Source organism: Chryseobacterium piscicola, from assembly GCF_900156685.1.
Taxonomy (GTDB): domain Bacteria; phylum Bacteroidota; class Bacteroidia; order Flavobacteriales; family Weeksellaceae; genus Chryseobacterium; species Chryseobacterium piscicola.
Map to the genome: position 1 here is coordinate 685,381 of NZ_FTOJ01000001.1, position 15,868 is coordinate 701,248.

Sequence of the window (15,868 nt, forward strand, 5' to 3'; positions counted from 1 at the left end):
AAAACGGAAATTTTGTCTTTATTTGATGAATTGTAAATATTAAATTCGGAAATTTTGACCGATTTTATTATAAAATAAACAATTGATCGCTTTTTGCTGTATTGGTTTCAGAATTAAATGATTGATAAACGTTAAGAATTTAAACCTGATAAACTTAAGTTCTTAATGTTTTTTAAAAACAATTAAAATCATTCTTCAACACTAAAAAATTAAACAAAATTTGATGCAATTTTAAAATCAATTATTATTTATTAACCATCAATTATAAAAAAATATGAACTTAAACCAATATACCGTAAAATCACAGGAAGCCATTCAAGCTGCACAACAAGTGGCTATGGAATTTGGGAACCAGCAAATAGAACCTCAACACCTTTTGGAAGGGATTTTCCGGACGGATGAAAATATATCGCCTTTCTTACTGAAAAAATCTGAAGCAGATGCCGCTCTTGTGAGAGAACGAAACAGAGGTAATTTAGATAAACTTCCGAAAGTACAAGGCGGAAACATCTACCTTTCTCAATCTGCAAACAAAGTTTTGCTGGATGCGCCAAACATCGCTAAAAGAATGGGTGACGAGTTTGTAACCATCGAACATCTGTGGCTTTCTCTACTGGATGTGAATTCTGAGGTTTCAAAAATGCTGAAAGATATGGGTGTTACTAAAAGTCTTTTGGAAGGCGGAATTAAAGAACTTAGAAAAGGCTCGAAAGCCAATTCTGCAAGTTCGGAAGAAACGTATCAGTCTTTGAATAAATATGCCAAAAATTTTAACGAACTCGCTGCAGAAGGCAAATTGGATCCTGTAATTGGTCGTGATGAAGAAATAAGAAGGGTTTTGCAAATTCTTTCCAGAAGAACCAAAAACAATCCGATTTTGATTGGTGAACCTGGCGTTGGTAAAACGGCAATAGCAGAGGGAATTGCCCACAGAATTATCAGCGGAGATATCCCCGAAAATTTGCAGGATAAAACCTTGTATTCCTTAGATATGGGAGCGTTGATTGCAGGCGCAAAATACAAAGGTGAGTTTGAAGAACGTTTGAAATCCGTAATTAACGAGGTTACAAAATCAAACGGACAAATTATTCTTTTCATTGATGAAATACATACTTTGGTGGGAGCCGGAGGTGGTGAAGGTGCTATGGATGCAGCCAATATTCTGAAACCCGCTTTGGCGAGAGGAGAATTAAGAGCGATTGGAGCAACCACTTTAAATGAATATCAAAAATATTTTGAAAAAGATAAAGCGTTAGAAAGACGTTTCCAGAAAGTGATGGTAGAAGAACCCGATACAGAATCGGCGATTTCTATCCTGCGAGGAATTAAAGATAAATATGAAGCCCACCACAAAGTAAGAATCAAAGATGAGGCGATTATTGCAGCCGTGGAAATGTCTCAGCGGTATATTTCAGACCGTTTTTTACCAGATAAAGCGATAGACTTAATTGATGAGGCTTCTGCTAAACTGAGAATGGAAATCAATTCAAAACCCGAAGAGCTGGATGTTCTAGACAGAAAACTGATGCAGATGGAGATTGAATTAGCGGCAATCTCACGGGAAGGAAATGATATTAAAGTAACTCATCTGAAAGAAGATATTTCAAGAATTTCAGAAGAACGCAACGAAATCAACGCCAAATGGCTGAAAGAAAAACAAAAATCTGAAGATCTTACCTCCATTAAAAAAGATATTGAATCCCTGAAAATTGAGGCAGAACGCGCATCCAGAGCGGGAGACTACGCAAAAGTTGCAGAAATCCAGTACGGGAAAATAAAGGAGAAAGAAGATGCTTTGCAGAAACTCGAACTGGAGATGCAAAATCATCAAAATGAATTAATTAAAGAAGAAGTAACTGCAGACAATATTTCAGAAGTTATAGGAAAATGGACGGGAATTCCTGTTACCAAACTTCTGCAATCTGAAAGGGAAAAATTATTGCATCTTGAAACCGAACTTCATCACAGAGTTGTAGGTCAGGAAGAAGCTATTGAAGCTGTTTCAAATGCGATCAGAAGAAATAGGGCTGGTTTGAGCGATGAGAAAAAACCAATTGGTTCATTCTTGTTCTTGGGAACAACCGGGGTCGGGAAAACCGAGTTGGCAAAAGCTTTAGCAGAGTTTTTATTTGATGACGAAAATAATATGACGAGAATTGATATGAGCGAATATCAGGAACGTCATTCGGTGTCGAGATTGGTCGGTGCGCCTCCGGGTTACGTGGGTTATGATGAAGGTGGGCAATTAACTGAGGCGGTTCGCAGAAGACCTTATTCTGTCGTGCTTTTAGATGAAATTGAAAAGGCTCATCCCGATGTTTTCAACACTTTATTACAAGTTTTGGATGATGGAAGATTGACGGATAATAAAGGCCGTGTGGTGAATTTCAAAAACTCGATCATCATTATGACTTCTAATTTGGGTTCGCATATCATTCAGGAAAATTTTGAAAATATTACTGAAGAAAATCAGGATGAAATTGTCGCGGACACAAAAATTCAGGTTTTCGATTTATTGAAACAAACACTTCGTCCGGAATTCCTGAATAGGATTGATGAGACGGTATTATTCCAGCCCTTGAGAAAAAAAGAAATTGGAAAAATCGTTCAGTATCAGTTGAGAGGTTTCAACGATTTGTTGCTGAAAAGAAATATTATGATGACCGCAACGCAGGATGCTTTGGATTATCTGACCAACAAAGGTTACGACCCAAGTTTCGGAGCAAGGCCATTGAAAAGAGTCATCCAGCAGGAAGTTTTAAATAAATTATCAAGAGAAATCCTCGCTGGAACTGTGAATGACGGCGACAGAATCACGCTGGATTATTTTGAAGAGACAGGGTTGGTTTTTAGACCTGCAGAAAAATAATAGTTTTTTTTCATATTTAGTTTTTAGAATTCCAGACATAGACATTGTTCTTGCCTGGAATTTTTTTATTTCCCATTAAAATAATACGTTACTCCAACTCTGTAAACATCTCTTTTTGCCTCGTAATATGTTCTTCATTGAAACCGGTTAGATCAGCATAATCATCTGCTTCTGCGTCTGTCAACCCATTGTTTGTAAATCAAATGAATCATTATATTCATCAATTTTTAGGTCTTATTTTTTCTATAGCAATTTCATAATAATCTAAAGAAGGAAAAATTAAAATATTATTATTACATGTAAATGGTATTCCATTGTCAATATTTACAGCTTTTATTCCTGGTAATATTAAACTTTCCACAGCATTTTCAAAAAGGGCACATATTTTTGAGCCGCGTGATGCAAATTTAATATTAGAAATTTCAGTGTTTTCTGTTTCTAAATCTCCTTCGGTTGAACAAGAGATTATTAGTTAAATTGCAAGAAAACTCATTATTGCAAATGAATTATTTTTTTTTTCATTGTCGTTGTTTATTTTCGAATGTAAATATAAAAAATAAATTAAATAACAAATTATAATTTAAAAAGTCCACTATTTTATAATTTAAATTGTATTTATTTCTATAATTCAGTGTTATTTATAGAAAAATATACTTTTTATATGTAAATCAATCGTGTTTTCACAACTTTTCTTCCTAAACTTTCCAAAACAGTTTTGTAATTTTCAATCTGAGCATCGTTTTTTTCGCTTTCCTCTCCTGTTTTGAAATCAACGATTATGTATTCATCTTTTAATTTCAGAATACGGTCGGGTCTGTAGATTTTTGTAACGCCATTTTCAGAAATCATAATGTCTTTCTCGTTGATGACTTCCCATTTTTCATCAAAAAATTCGTTGTGCTGATCAATAATTCTGAGCAGATTTTTTTCGATATCAATTTTCTCTTCCAGCGTGATTTGTCCGTCTAAAATATACCTTTCTAGTACTTTTGCAATATCTTTTTTCGTGTTAATTTTCGATAAAAGTTCGTGTACAAAAAGACCGACTCTCACTTTTTCAATTCTTGTCTGATAATTTTTCGAAGGCGTTGCTACTTTTATCGATGTTTTTTTCTCATTGAGGTTTTTAAGCTCCGTAATATTCTTGGTTCTGAATGTTGATTTTTTATGAAAAACCTTTTTCTTCAACATCTCAGGTTCGGTTGGGTAGAGGTCAAATTCGTCAGTGTTTTCAATGTTTTTAGATTGTACAAAATCCAGAATTTCAAGATTGTTGGAGGTTTTATTGGCTTTTTGAATGTAGAAAAACAATTGCTCTACAGGTCGTGTTGTGGCAACATATTGCAGACAAAGCCGGTCAACAAAATTTTTGTAAGAATTTTCCTGATTAAAAATTTCGATTTCTTCATCGTAGACTTCAAGATTTTTGCTGAACTGGCTGATGTTCACAGACTGTAAAACATCAAGGTCTTCGGTTCCAAACCAATTGGTGAATTCCGCATCACGGTTTTTGTTAATCATGGGGATAAAAACAATCGGAAATTCCAATCCTTTGGCTTTGTGAATAGTCATAATCTGGATGGCATCAATATTTTCCGACGCCTGAATCGTATGTTTCGAAGCTTCTTCATCCCAATATTTTAAGAATTCTTTGGTGCTTGCTCCTGCATTTTGAGTGAAATTAAACAACATTTCCAAGAAGTTTAAGAGGAAATCTGTTTCTTTATTTTCCACGGAAAATTCATTGATGTAAAATTCAACAAAATTGTAAAGATTAAATTTCGGGAAATCATCTTGATGAAGTTTTACGCCATATTTTTTCAGAATCTCTTCAGCAATAAGATCGTGATCTGAAATATTGAGTATTTCCTGCATGCCCACGGTAAAATCATCCATCACAATTCTCCCCGATTTTTTCAGAAAATACATCAGCATAATAAGGCTGGTTTTATTTTTTCTGTTGCTTTGCCATCTCAGAAATTCTATTACGGCTTTCAATGTATTAGAAAGATCCAACGTTAATCCCTTGTCTGAAATGGTCTTGATGTTGGTAATTTCACCTTTATAATTTACTGTAAGATTTCCCAGTTTTTGAGCGTAGCTGAAAATGTCAAAATTCCCACGGCAGAGAATCGTAATATCGGAAAATGAAAACCCATTGTTCAAACTTTCCTGAATGTCTTTCAGCATTTTTTCGGACGTGTCAGTATAAAAATCTTCATTTGTGAGATTCTCGATGAGGTTTATTTTAACCCGACCTTCCAGCGATGATTTTGGGTTTTGCTCACCATCGCTTCCAAAGATATTCTTGTGTTCTTCGTTTAAATTTTCAGAATGAAAACGATACAAATCATTATTAAAATTCACAATATTTTTAGCACTTCGCCAATTGTCTTTTAAAACTAAGAGCGATGCTTCCTTCGGCGTTGTTTCTTTCTTGTTGATAATGTCGAGCATTAGTTGACTTTCCCCACCACGAAAACGATAAATACTTTGCTTAGGATCACCAACTAAGGTGAATGAAGTATTGTCACTGGAAACCGCATGATCTCTCAACGGAAGAAAATTCTGCCATTGAAGTTCTGATGTATCCTGAAATTCATCAAAGAAATAATGATGAAACTGCGAACCTACTTTTTCATAAATAAACGCAGAAGGCTCACTTTTAAGATTTTCATTGATTAAAATATTAAATTTCGAAAGCAAAACAAGATCGTTTTCTTCCTCAATTTTTTTTAGTTCATCCTGAATGTCTTTATTAACCTTTAAAGGCAAAAGAGCAGCTAGAATTTTCTCTTTTTTTTGAGTTTCAATATAAATTTTAATGAGTGTAAGTCGGTTTTGAATGAGCTGATCCAGGATCTCACTGATGTCTATCTCTTTATGTTTAGATTTTGCCGAACAGATTTTTTGAAAATTATTTCTGGCAGATTCTTCATTGGTAGGGAAAGGGAAATCTTTTCTGTCTTTCTGATAATAATCTGCAACTTTTACAAAAAAACCACCTAAACCATTTTTGCCCTGAGCAAAATCTTCAACCTCAATTGCTCTGTCTTTGAAAAGCTGTATTGAATTTAGAGTCAGCTCTAGCGACTTTTTTTTGTTGGCAGAAATTTCTTTTCGAAGCGTATTTTTAATGTCTTCATATTTTTCATTATCAAAATCTTTATTTTTCTGAAGGTTTTCATAATGAATATCTTTCACAAATTCTTTTGCCGAATCGTAGAGATTTTTATTGAGATTAATCCGCTCATTGTTTTCAAGACTGTAATCTACATAATCCATAAAGGAATTAGAAATCACATCATTTTCGCCAATCTGATCGAGCATTTTGTCTACGGCTTCAATTAGAAATGGTTCAGGATCGATTTCAAGATTAAAGTTTTTTGCTAAACCCAATTCATAAGAAAAACTACGAACAAGACGCGAATTAAAACGGTCAATTGTTCCGATGTTTAATGTAGAATAATTATGAAGAACGTAATCTAAAAGTTTTTTTGAACGGTAATGAAGTTCGAGAATGTCTATTTTCACACCTTCGGCTTCAAAAGCAATTTGAATATTTTTTAAATCTGAATTTTCAGCATAACTGTCTTCGGTAAACCTTCCTAGCCAAGAGAGAATTCTTTCTTTCATCTCGTTGGCAGCCTTGTTAGTAAAGGTAAGAGCCAGAATATTCCTGATTGATTGTTGTTGATTGGGATAGCGAAGACAAATCATCAGAAGCCTCTGTACAAGGGCATAAGTTTTCCCCGAACCTGCGGAGGCATTGATTACCGTGTATGAATTTTGCATTTTTTGAAACAAATTGAAACTGCAAGATAACCAATTTTCTGCTTGGTTTTTAACAGTAAGAAGAGGTATTTTAACAATTTTCAAGCAAAAATTGATAAGATTTTATAAAACGTGTTAATGCTGGTTAAAATTTATTTTTTAAACCTAAATATATTTTAGATTTGCTCAATAAAACAATAGCTCGTGAAATGTAAATTACTTTTTATTTTTTCTTTCCTGCTCTCGCTCAATTTCTATGCTCAGGAATATATTTTTGGGAAAACTGTTTCTGAAGAAAATGCAGAAATGCCCAATGTTACTGTAATCAATCTGCGTACTGATGAAAGAGTGATTACCAATTCAGATGGCCACTTTATGATTTTGGCAAGGCAAGGTGATGAGTTGCGGTTTATTACATTAGGCTACGAACGTTTTCAGACCAAAATAACAGCTGAAACTTTAAAATCTCCTGTAAATGTTACGCTTAAAAGGAATGTATTGGCAATTGAAGAAGTGGTGCTAAAGAAAAGGCTTACTGGTGATTTGAAAATAGATACCAAAATCTACAATCCTACTACTAAAGTACAGAAACTCCGGGCGGATATGTCAAAATATTTATCCCAGAAATCTGATCCTAAAATAATGGCACCAAAACCAGGCGAGTTTGTACAGCCTGTAACAAAAGGAACTTTCAGCTTTGGAAAAATTAAAAATAAATGGGATGATGTAGATTTGATGAATTATCTCATAAAGTCTTTAGGTACAGAATATTTTATAGAACTGAAAATTGAACCATCCCAAGTACAACATTTTATTTATTATGTTTTTGCAAGTGGTTTTGAACGCAAGACGATACTAAAATATGGCTATGTAAGTGAGGCAGACCTTAACAGATTCAATAATGCCGTATTGCAGAGAATTTCTTCCTACAAAGCACCCCAATGATAGTGAAATTAAATTTTTTTTTTTTCTTTCTTATTTTTTCCGTCTCTTCATTTGGCCAAAATACATTTTCCGGAAATGTTTCAGATGAAAACGGAAGTAAACAGGGACAGGTTTTGGTGCTCAATAGTACGAAAAATCAATCTGTGTTTTCAGATGTGAAAGGTAACTTTGCGGTTACAGCTGACATAGGCGACGAGATTCGTTTTGTAAAAGATGGTTTCTACAGATCTCAAATACAGGTAACTGAAAAAGCTTTATCAGGAATTAATACGGTAAATATCAAACAGATTGAAATTCTGATTCCTGAGGTGGAACTCCAATTCCAGCCGACCGGAAATCTTGAAAAAGATGCTAAAAATGTGGGTGTTTCTAAACGGGTTTCGGCTCTTAATTCTTCAATGGATGAGTATATGAAATCTCCCCTCACCGAAGCTATGCCCGAAAATTCTACGCCAAAATCTTTTAAAACTCACGATTTTACTGAAGGGCAAGTGAATCTTATTGCAGTGGCAGGGTTAATTGGTAAGCTTATCAATAAAGCGTCGAAACCCAAAATCACAAAAGCTAATTATTATGAAACACGTGATTTTATTTCCAGATTAAAAGCAGAAATAGATCTCAATCATTTCAAAAAATTCGGGATGAGTGAGGAAGGAATAGACCGATTTTTGTTGTATGCTGAAGATATTTTTATGCTCTCTACAAAATATAGAAAAGATTTTGATAAAGTTAAGATTTCAAATGATTTGATGTCTGCTTTCGGCGAATATAAAAAGACGAATAATCTAGAATTGTGATTTAGTGGTAAACAATATCGTATATTTCATCTTTAGCTTCATTTATATTTAAAGGCTGAAAATTAGCTAAAAGCCAGAGTTCAAGTTTATTTTTTCCTTCACCGTAACTAGGCTGTATGTACATATCATCAATTAAACAGAATCCGTTTTTCTGATAAAATGAAAATCTTCGTTTAGCATCTTCATTGAGGTGCTCGGGTTCAATTTCCAAAATGATTTTAGTGTAATTTTCCTTTAAATGATTGATGATTTTTGATCCAAGTTGTTGATTTCTGAATTCAATAAAAACTTCAAAATGTTCTACAAAAGTGAACGTTGATAGTTCCCAGAGGGTAATGTAGCCAACGTTTTCACGCTCATTAGAAACAGAGAAAAATTTCACATTAGAATGCGCAAAAAGTTGTACAAACTTCGCCCAATCCCTCCTTTCGTCTTCTGGGAAAGAGGTTATGTAAGAATTGTAAATCTGTTCAATTCTGTAGTCATCTTGTGAAGTAATCTGATTAAATTCCATTTTTATAGATCAAAAACACTCGGTCTGCGAGTGATAAAAATATCTTTTACCCAAAGTGTAAAAGCCAACCCTAGATAAATTAAAAAAAAGAAACCTGCTGTAGCAAAAGTAGAGTAGATGAAGAAAACCCTCAGTTTAGAGACAGGAATTCCCAGCTTGGCGCCCATTCTTGTGAGTACTCCAAACCATTCTCTTTCCATTTTGTGACGAAGGTTGTCAAACATGATTGCTTTCTTTTAAAATTTTAAATCCGATGCTGCAATTTAAGCAATTTTTCTGAGTACAATAGTTTTTGTAGTGATAAATAAGGCTCTGAGACTGCATTGCATTTTTTGTTTTTAAGGATAAATTTTTCCAACCTTCTAGAATTGCATTCTTTTCTGAATGGAGTTCTTTATAAAAGTCGAGTATTTCATCAGCAATTTCTTCGTTTTGGTATTTGTGGTATGTGTATTTTATGGGTAAAATGGTATTTAAGATAATCAGTTCAATGAAATCTTTAGTTAGAACTTTAGTCTGGTCAACAGTAGATATTTTACCAAAATTAAAATGATTGTCCCAATATTCTGAAGCTTTAACATCTTTAAAAATAAAAAAGAAATCATCTGTATTTTTGGCTTCCATTATTTTTGAAAAAAGATTTTGCTGTTGATGGTAAAGGTCTGCGAGCTGAGACAAACGCAAAGTGGGGAAATTCGGTGGGCGTAATCTTAGAAATTTCGGACGAATAATGACGGTAGGTAATTCAAATTTAGCTTTCAGAAAATCAAATTCTCTTTTCCATATTTGCATTTGTGGGTCTTCTGGTTTTTCTAGCCAGCCAGATATTCCGAAAAGCAAGGCTTCAAGTTGGGTTTTGTTTTGTCTGATTTTATTGAAAACCGTAAAATCAATGCTTTCTGCAATCTGTTTGAAGATCTGTGCATTCACTTTTAATCCGAAAGAGTAGGAGAGACTGTGAAAAAGAATGGCTTCGTAATTATTTTTAAACCGCAACAAATCCTTTTCAATTTCAAGAGATTTTTCTTCCAGCTTTTTCAATAAACTTTCTTCGAAGAAATGAACGGGAATTTTTTTAGCATCAAACAAATCTTCACAAGCAATAAACTGGCTTTCTTGTAACAGTTTTTCATATTTTCCGAAGACATTTTGATCGATATGATGAATCAGTTCCAGTGTGGGAATATTTTTCAGTTTAAATTCATCAATATCGGTATCATTTTGAAATACAACGTGTAAAATGATATTGTCGTAGTTGGGATTTTTGGTGTGTTGATGAAAAATCCAGTCGGATGATCTTACGTGCAGCTCAATGTTTCCGGCTAGGGTGACGTTATTGATTTTAATCTGAGCCATGAGAAAATCGGGCCCGGAATCTGTATTCCATCGTCCGAAATCGATTATTTCTACAGAATTTCCTTCGGTGTCTTTAAAATTAAAATTGGTAAAAACCCTGAAGTTCCAAAGATATTGAAGCAGTTTTTCGTTCATCGTCTGTGTATTTGTGTGGAATAAATGTACAGAATTTCGATGAAATGAAAATGTTTTTTCTAGTAATGAAAATAATTTTTTGCTGAATACACTGTAATGGTAGAAAATTTGTTGAAGTAAAAATAAAATTCCAAAGTTGGGAGAATTGGAAGAGCTGGCAACTCAAAAAAAGAAAATTTAAACACATAAAAAAATCAGAGTCGAAAACTCTGATTTTATTTTTTTTCACCAAAAAAGTATTTTACACTTTTGTCAGTTTACCTTTAAAATTCTCAATCGTCGTTTTATACATTTCCTCGTAAACAGGGAGAACGTTTTTTAGATCAAATTTTATTGCCTGTTGCTTGGCATTGATTTTCATTTGTGCTAAAAGTTCCTCGTTGCTCAGCAGTTTTATGCAATAGTTGCTCATTGCTTCTACGTTACCTATTTCTGCAAGGAAACCTGTTTCGCCCTGAATATTCACCTCGGGAATTCCTCCGGCGTTGGAACTGATAACGGGAGTGTTGGCAGCCATTGCTTCTAGAGCGGCAAGACCAAAACTTTCCTGTTCAGAAGGAAGAAGAAACACATCGGAAAGCTGAAGGATTTTATACAAATCATTCACTTTACCCAAAAGACGGATCTTAGAAATAAGTTCAGGATTATTTTCCAAAAACTGGTTTACCTTTTCCATTTCTGGACCTTCGCCGATGATGATGAGTTTTGATTTCACTTTTTTCTCAACATTTTTGAAGATTTGCAAAACTTCCTCAACACGTTTTACTGGTCTTAAATTGGAAACATGAATTAAAATTTTCTCATCAGGATTGGCAAATTGCGTACGCTGGCACTCATTGCATTCATCAAATTCAGAATTATCAATGAAATTGGTAATCACCTGAATTTCTTTTTTAATTCTAAAAAACTGCAAAGTATCTTTCTTTAAACTCTCAGACACTGAAGTAATGGCATCTGATTGATTTATAGAAAACTCAACAGCATGTTTGTAACTCGGGTGCTGACCTACCAAAGTAATATCGGTGCCGTGTAGTGTGGTTACCAAAGGAATATCGTTGTTGTCTTCCTTCAGCATTTGCTTTGCCGTAAACGCTGCGTAAGCATAAGGAATTGCATAATGGGCGTGAAGCAGATCTAGTTTGTACAGATTCACAACTCGGTAAATCATTGAGCTCAACGCAATGTCATAAGGCTGATACTGAAAGAGCGGATAAGTTTGCACATTAACTTTGTGAAAGAATATATTGGGATTGGTAATATCTAATCTTGCTGGCAGTGCAGAACTGATGAAATGTACCTCATAGCCTTTATTGGCGAGAGACATCCCAAGCTCTGTTGCTACAATTCCGCTTCCTCCGTAGGTAGGATAGCAAAGTATGCCTATTTTCATATTTACTTATTGATTTATAGTGTAGATAACTTAATTTTATTTTGTTTTCATGTCAATTCCCATTCCAGGCTTCAGATTTTCATTAACTAAAACCGGTAGCTTGCCATGAATTTTAGTATTTCCTTTTAAAGCATTTGCTGTTGCGGTCATAGAATCTTCATTGTTTTCGTAGGAAACCAAAACTGTGGAGATTTTAGATAAGTCGATGTCTTTCAATGCATAAGGACTTCCGAAAACGTTTAGTATTATATTATGTTTTTTGGCAAGCTCAGCTAGAATTTTTTTAGATTCAGCCGAAATTTTGAAAGGTTTATACGCTGTAGAATTGTCTTTATGAAAACCTACTAAAACCGTTGATCCGGCAGGAATAGTTTTAATCTCATTCAATTTTTTTACAGTGACCAAACTTCCCATTTGGTAAGCAAAAGTTTGATAAGAAGCTTCTTCTAGTGGAATGTAATATGTGTTTTCCTTTAAAGGTAAAAGTTTCTTTTCATCTTTAATTAAGGTTAAAGCATTGGCATACATTTCCTGAACTATTGCAGTATGTGAGGCGTTGTTCAGATCTGAATTGATGTTTTGCGGATTTTTAGGAGTGTATTGGTTTAAACCTAAAAAATATTTGGTCAACAGAATTTTCTTTACACTTTCTTCCACTCTCGCCTGCGGAATTTCGCCGTTGTCAATTGCTTTCTGAATTAATCTTTTACCTTCTGCAACTCCTTGTGAAAAGAGCATAATGTCGTTTCCGGCTTTAAAAGCTAAAGCGTCTAGCTCGCCCGGTTTGTATTTATTTGCAACAGCACCCATGTTTAATGCATCAGTGATGATTAAACCTTTATAGCCCAATTTCTCTTTAAGCAGCCCAGTTACAATATTTTTAGAAACGGAAGCGGGAATTCCTTTCGCAGGCTCTAAAGCAGGAACATACAAGTGAGCTACCATTACGCCACCGATGTTTTTGTTCATTAATGCTTTAAAAGGAGCAATTTCAACTTCATTCAATCTGTCGATTTTATGAGAAACTACAGGCAAATCCAAATGGGAATCTGTACTGGTATCGCCATGACCTGGGAAATGTTTGATGGCGGCTAAAATATTGTTATTCTGTAAGCCGTTGGAGTAGGCGAGGGCAGATTTTGTGACATTCTTTACTTCAGACCCAAAACTTCTGTTCCCGATTATAGGATTATTTGGGTTGGTATTAACGTCTACTACCGGTGCAAAGTCCCAGTTGATCCCCATTCTGTGGCAATCTTCTGCTATTTTGGCAGACATTTTTTCGATAAGGTCTTTATCCTGTATCGCACCGAGCGTCATTGCCCAAGGATATTTGTGAGCCGTGGCGATTCTTTGGTACAATCCCCATTCTGCATCCATACCAATCATCATTGGGGTTTTAGACTTCTGCTGAAATTCGTTTACAAGATTAATTTCTCTAGCTGCATCATCCTGCATCAGAATAAGTCCGCCAATCTGTTCTTTGTTAACGATATTTCTGATTTCATCTATATGATGATCACCTTTGTTGGTATACAAAGCAATAATAAACAATTGCCCAAGTCTTTCGCTTTGGGAGAGAGAATTATATTTGTCGTCTACCCATTTTTCAGCTTTTTTAATATCGGTTTTCGACCAGTTTCTAGGCTGGTATTGTGCGTTGACTTTTAAATTTAAAATTAAGAAAACGATAAGAAAAACGTTTGATAATTTTTTCATATATAAAATTGAATATAGACAAAAATACAACTAAAATATAAGCTTAACTAAGTTTTTGATATTTTTGGTATATGATTTGATTTGGCAATAACGATTTAATATATAAAATTTTTACAATGAGAAAATTATTCCCAATTTTTATATTCGCGATGTTAAGCATTTTCGTAGTAAGCTGCGATAGCAACAACGATGAAGTAGTAGTTCAAGAGAATGTTGCTTCTGCAAAAATGCGTGATGTATCTGGTACATTAACTGCAGCAAACTCTTATTCTATCAATACAGGCATTAATATTTTAAGTACTGATGTTGTTTTAGTATACAGAAATTTTAATTCTAATTCTACTGGATCTCCAGTTTGGCAACTTTTACCAAAAACATATTATCTAAGTGGAGGTAGAGAATTAGACTTTAACTTCTTGTTTGATCCTAAAAATGTAGAGATTTATTCTGAAGCCAACTTTGATCAGGCAACTATGACAGCTGCTGAAGCTGCAGAGTTTAAAACAAATCAAAGTTTTAGAATTGTTATAATTCCGGCTGATCCTGCAAAGAATTCTGCTCCAAAGGTTGATTTTAATGATTACAATGCAGTGGTAAAATACTACAAATTAGACGAGTCTAAGATTCAGAAATAAGAAATATCTTTTCAATTTTTTATAATTAAAAAAGCTTCGGGAAATTTCCTGAAGCTTTTCTTTTATTCATTATTATCATCTAAGAGATGACCAAAGAAGTCTTTTTTTGTCTGCAAATATCCTCTACTGTTTTCATTAGCAGGAATCTGGAGCGGGATTCTAGAATTCAGTTCAATATTGCTTTCTTCTACAAATCTCACTTTTTCCGGATTGTTGGTTAATAAATTAATCTTTTCAACTCCAAGATTATTGAGAATATCAATAGCAATACCAAAGTTTCTGTCGTCCGCAGGAAGTCCTAATTCTAAGTTTGCCTGTACCGTATCTAAACCTTTTTCTTGTAGTGAATAAGCACGAAGCTTGTTGATGATTCCTATATTTCTTCCTTCCTGGCGAAGGTAAATCACCATTCCGCCATTTTCGTGCATGTATTTCATAGCTGCATCCAATTGCTGTCCGCATTCGCATTTCTGAGAATGAAAAACTTCTCCTGTAATACATTCTGAATGAAATCTCACGTTTACGGGTTGGGTAAAATCTGTGTTTTCAGCAACAATCGCCATGTGAGGCATCCAGTCTTGAGCATTTTCTGCAAATGCAATCATCCGGAAATTTCCGTGCTCCGTAGGAACATTAGCTTCCGCCTGAATTTTTATCATTTATAAAAATATTTTAATTTTTGTTGCCATTTAAAGAGTTTTCTATGACGGCAATATTGGTCTTGATGCGTACTAAATATCTGTTAAGAATATCGTTTTCGTCTATACTAAGGTGTTTTCTGATTTTTTGAATCTTTCTATAAGATCTTTGCATACCCTTCAATTGGCTGTCTTTCGCTTTCATATCGCCGGCATTAATTGCATAGAGATAATTTTGAAGGCTAAATTTCAAGATAGAAATTTCGGTATTAATCTCTTTTTTAGAAAACACAGGAAATGTTGACAATAGATTGCTAATTTCTGCTGCATTTGCGTTTTCGAGAATTTTTATTGAAATATTTTCCGACTCATCAGGTTTTTTTTCAATACTGCTATTTCCAATAGTGACCGGGGAAGTATTGCCTTTTTCTGTAGCACAAGACCAAAAAACACAAATTATTAATACAGATAGAAAAGTTTTTTTCATTTTTGCTCCTTTTGATAAAGGATTGGGTTAAGGCTTTCATCGTTGTACATTTTCATTTGTTTGTACACTTTGATCTTAACATCGCCGTTCTCAATATCTAAAAGAAGCTGATCTATTGAAACTGAAAGATCTATCTTTTGGGTAAGAAGTACATCTAGCTTTATCTGGCAGTTTGCTCTGTGCTCTTCAGAAGCAGAATTTCTGTTTGCTTCCAAAGCCATGTGATAAACTTTTAATGATAAAATAGATAATCTGTCTACAGCCCAAGCCAAAGTTTCAGTATTAATCTTTGCATCCGTTTTTGGAGTGATTTCTTTGTATTTATCTAAAAACCAACTGTCTATAAACTCTACAAGATCAGTACGTTGCTGGTTTGAAGCATCGATTCGTCTTTTGAGTTTTAAAGCTTCAGCAGGATCAATATTTTCATCTCTGATAATGTCTTCCAAATGCCATTGAACGGTGTCAATCCAATTCTTTGCATACAAAATTCGTTCCAAACTGTTGAGTTCGTAAGGATTAATGATTGCTGCATCTACACTATCTAATACATGATAGTCTTCAATACTTTTATTGAAGACTACCCAAGCCGTCTCGGTAAAATTCATG

Annotated in this window: 13 protein-coding genes; 4 read left to right on the plus strand and 9 right to left on the minus strand. The window is 34.3% G+C overall.

Going from position 1 to position 15,868, the window contains the following annotated elements:
• The first annotated feature begins 274 nt into the window (after window positions 1-274).
• Window positions 275-2,869: an ATP-dependent chaperone ClpB gene (gene clpB, locus BW939_RS03260; protein WP_076449717.1), complete on the plus strand. Its 2,595-nt coding sequence runs from the start codon at window positions 275-277 to the stop codon at window positions 2,867-2,869.
• A gap of 657 nt (window positions 2,870-3,526) precedes the next feature.
• Here the strand turns inward: clpB and BW939_RS03265 are convergent.
• A complete protein-coding gene (locus tag BW939_RS03265; RefSeq protein ID WP_076450133.1) occupies window positions 3,527-6,664 on the minus strand; it encodes a UvrD-helicase domain-containing protein in 3,138 nt (1,045 codons plus the stop codon).
• Between the two features lie 183 nt (window positions 6,665-6,847).
• On the opposite strand from BW939_RS03265, the gene BW939_RS03270 reads away from it, so the two are divergent.
• Window positions 6,848-7,588, plus strand: coding sequence for a carboxypeptidase-like regulatory domain-containing protein (locus BW939_RS03270; protein WP_076449719.1), 741 nt, complete (start codon window positions 6,848-6,850; stop codon window positions 7,586-7,588).
• Window positions 7,585-8,385, plus strand: a complete 801-nt coding sequence (locus BW939_RS03275; protein ID WP_076449721.1) for a hypothetical protein — start codon at window positions 7,585-7,587, stop codon at window positions 8,383-8,385. The genes BW939_RS03270 and BW939_RS03275 overlap by 4 nt, the downstream gene beginning before the upstream one ends.
• Window position 8,386: 1 nt before the next feature.
• Here the strand turns inward: BW939_RS03275 and BW939_RS03280 are convergent, their stop codons facing one another.
• The 5 genes from BW939_RS03280 to BW939_RS03300 all read right to left on the minus strand — a co-directional run bounded on the left by BW939_RS03280 (window position 8,387) and on the right by BW939_RS03300 (window position 13,499).
• Window positions 8,387-8,899 (minus strand): GNAT family N-acetyltransferase, encoded by a 513-nt coding sequence (locus BW939_RS03280; RefSeq protein ID WP_076449723.1) that lies wholly within the window; start codon window positions 8,897-8,899, stop codon window positions 8,387-8,389.
• A gap of 2 nt (window positions 8,900-8,901) precedes the next feature.
• Complete coding sequence (locus BW939_RS03285; protein WP_076449725.1) at window positions 8,902-9,123, minus strand: PspC family transcriptional regulator; 222 nt, start codon at window positions 9,121-9,123, stop codon at window positions 8,902-8,904.
• On the minus strand, window positions 9,116-10,390 hold the full coding sequence (locus BW939_RS03290) for a DUF2851 family protein (protein ID WP_076449727.1): 1,275 nt from the start codon (window positions 10,388-10,390) through the stop codon (window positions 9,116-9,118). Before BW939_RS03290 ends, BW939_RS03285 begins: the two co-directional genes overlap by 8 nt.
• Window positions 10,391-10,631: 241 nt before the next feature.
• Complete coding sequence (gene bshA / locus BW939_RS03295; RefSeq protein WP_076449729.1) at window positions 10,632-11,780, minus strand: N-acetyl-alpha-D-glucosaminyl L-malate synthase BshA; 1,149 nt, start codon at window positions 11,778-11,780, stop codon at window positions 10,632-10,634.
• A gap of 36 nt (window positions 11,781-11,816) precedes the next feature.
• Window positions 11,817-13,499 (minus strand): glycoside hydrolase family 3 protein, encoded by a 1,683-nt coding sequence (locus BW939_RS03300; RefSeq protein ID WP_076449732.1) that lies wholly within the window; start codon window positions 13,497-13,499, stop codon window positions 11,817-11,819.
• Window positions 13,500-13,615: 116 nt separating this feature from the next.
• Between BW939_RS03300 and BW939_RS03305 the strand changes: the two genes are divergently transcribed.
• Window positions 13,616-14,134, plus strand: coding sequence for a hypothetical protein (locus tag BW939_RS03305; protein ID WP_123891537.1), 519 nt, complete (start codon window positions 13,616-13,618; stop codon window positions 14,132-14,134).
• A 62-nt stretch (window positions 14,135-14,196) separates the two neighbouring features.
• On the opposite strand, the gene ribA is transcribed toward BW939_RS03305, so the two are convergent.
• Genes ribA through BW939_RS03320 form a run of 3 tightly spaced genes read right to left on the minus strand, consistent with a single transcriptional unit; the run spans window position 14,197 to window position 15,867 of the window.
• Entirely contained in the window at window positions 14,197-14,793 is a 597-nt protein-coding gene (ribA, locus tag BW939_RS03310) for a GTP cyclohydrolase II (protein ID WP_076449736.1), read from the minus strand.
• 13 nt (window positions 14,794-14,806) lie between these two features.
• Window positions 14,807-15,259 (minus strand): hypothetical protein, encoded by a 453-nt coding sequence (locus BW939_RS03315; protein WP_076449739.1) that lies wholly within the window; start codon window positions 15,257-15,259, stop codon window positions 14,807-14,809.
• Window positions 15,256-15,867 carry a DUF4254 domain-containing protein gene (locus BW939_RS03320; protein WP_076449741.1) on the minus strand — a complete coding sequence of 204 codons (612 nt, stop codon included), beginning with the start codon at window positions 15,865-15,867 and terminating at the stop codon, window positions 15,256-15,258. Before BW939_RS03320 ends, BW939_RS03315 begins: the two co-directional genes overlap by 4 nt.
• Between the last annotated feature and the right edge of the window lies 1 nt (window position 15,868).

Bases quoted from the DNA above. Each gene is read 5' to 3' on its own strand.
- clpB (WP_076449717.1), top strand. From the start codon at position 275: ATGAACTTAAACCAATATACCGTAAAATCACAGGAAGCCATTCAAGCT.
- BW939_RS03265 (WP_076450133.1), bottom strand. From the start codon at position 6,664: ATGCAAAATTCATACACGGTAATCAATGCCTCCGCAGGTTCGGGGAAA.
- BW939_RS03275 (WP_076449721.1), top strand. From the start codon at position 7,585: ATGATAGTGAAATTAAATTTTTTTTTTTTCTTTCTTATTTTTTCCGTC.
- BW939_RS03280 (WP_076449723.1), bottom strand. From the start codon at position 8,899: ATGGAATTTAATCAGATTACTTCACAAGATGACTACAGAATTGAACAG.
- BW939_RS03285 (WP_076449725.1), bottom strand. From the start codon at position 9,123: ATGTTTGACAACCTTCGTCACAAAATGGAAAGAGAATGGTTTGGAGTA.
- BW939_RS03290 (WP_076449727.1), bottom strand. From the start codon at position 10,390: ATGAACGAAAAACTGCTTCAATATCTTTGGAACTTCAGGGTTTTTACC.
- bshA (WP_076449729.1), bottom strand. From the start codon at position 11,780: ATGAAAATAGGCATACTTTGCTATCCTACCTACGGAGGAAGCGGAATT.
- BW939_RS03300 (WP_076449732.1), bottom strand. From the start codon at position 13,499: ATGAAAAAATTATCAAACGTTTTTCTTATCGTTTTCTTAATTTTAAAT.
- BW939_RS03305 (WP_123891537.1), top strand. From the start codon at position 13,616: ATGAGAAAATTATTCCCAATTTTTATATTCGCGATGTTAAGCATTTTC.
- ribA (WP_076449736.1), bottom strand. From the start codon at position 14,793: ATGATAAAAATTCAGGCGGAAGCTAATGTTCCTACGGAGCACGGAAAT.
- BW939_RS03315 (WP_076449739.1), bottom strand. From the start codon at position 15,259: ATGAAAAAAACTTTTCTATCTGTATTAATAATTTGTGTTTTTTGGTCT.
- BW939_RS03320 (WP_076449741.1), bottom strand. From the start codon at position 15,867: ATGAATTTTACCGAGACGGCTTGGGTAGTCTTCAATAAAAGTATTGAA.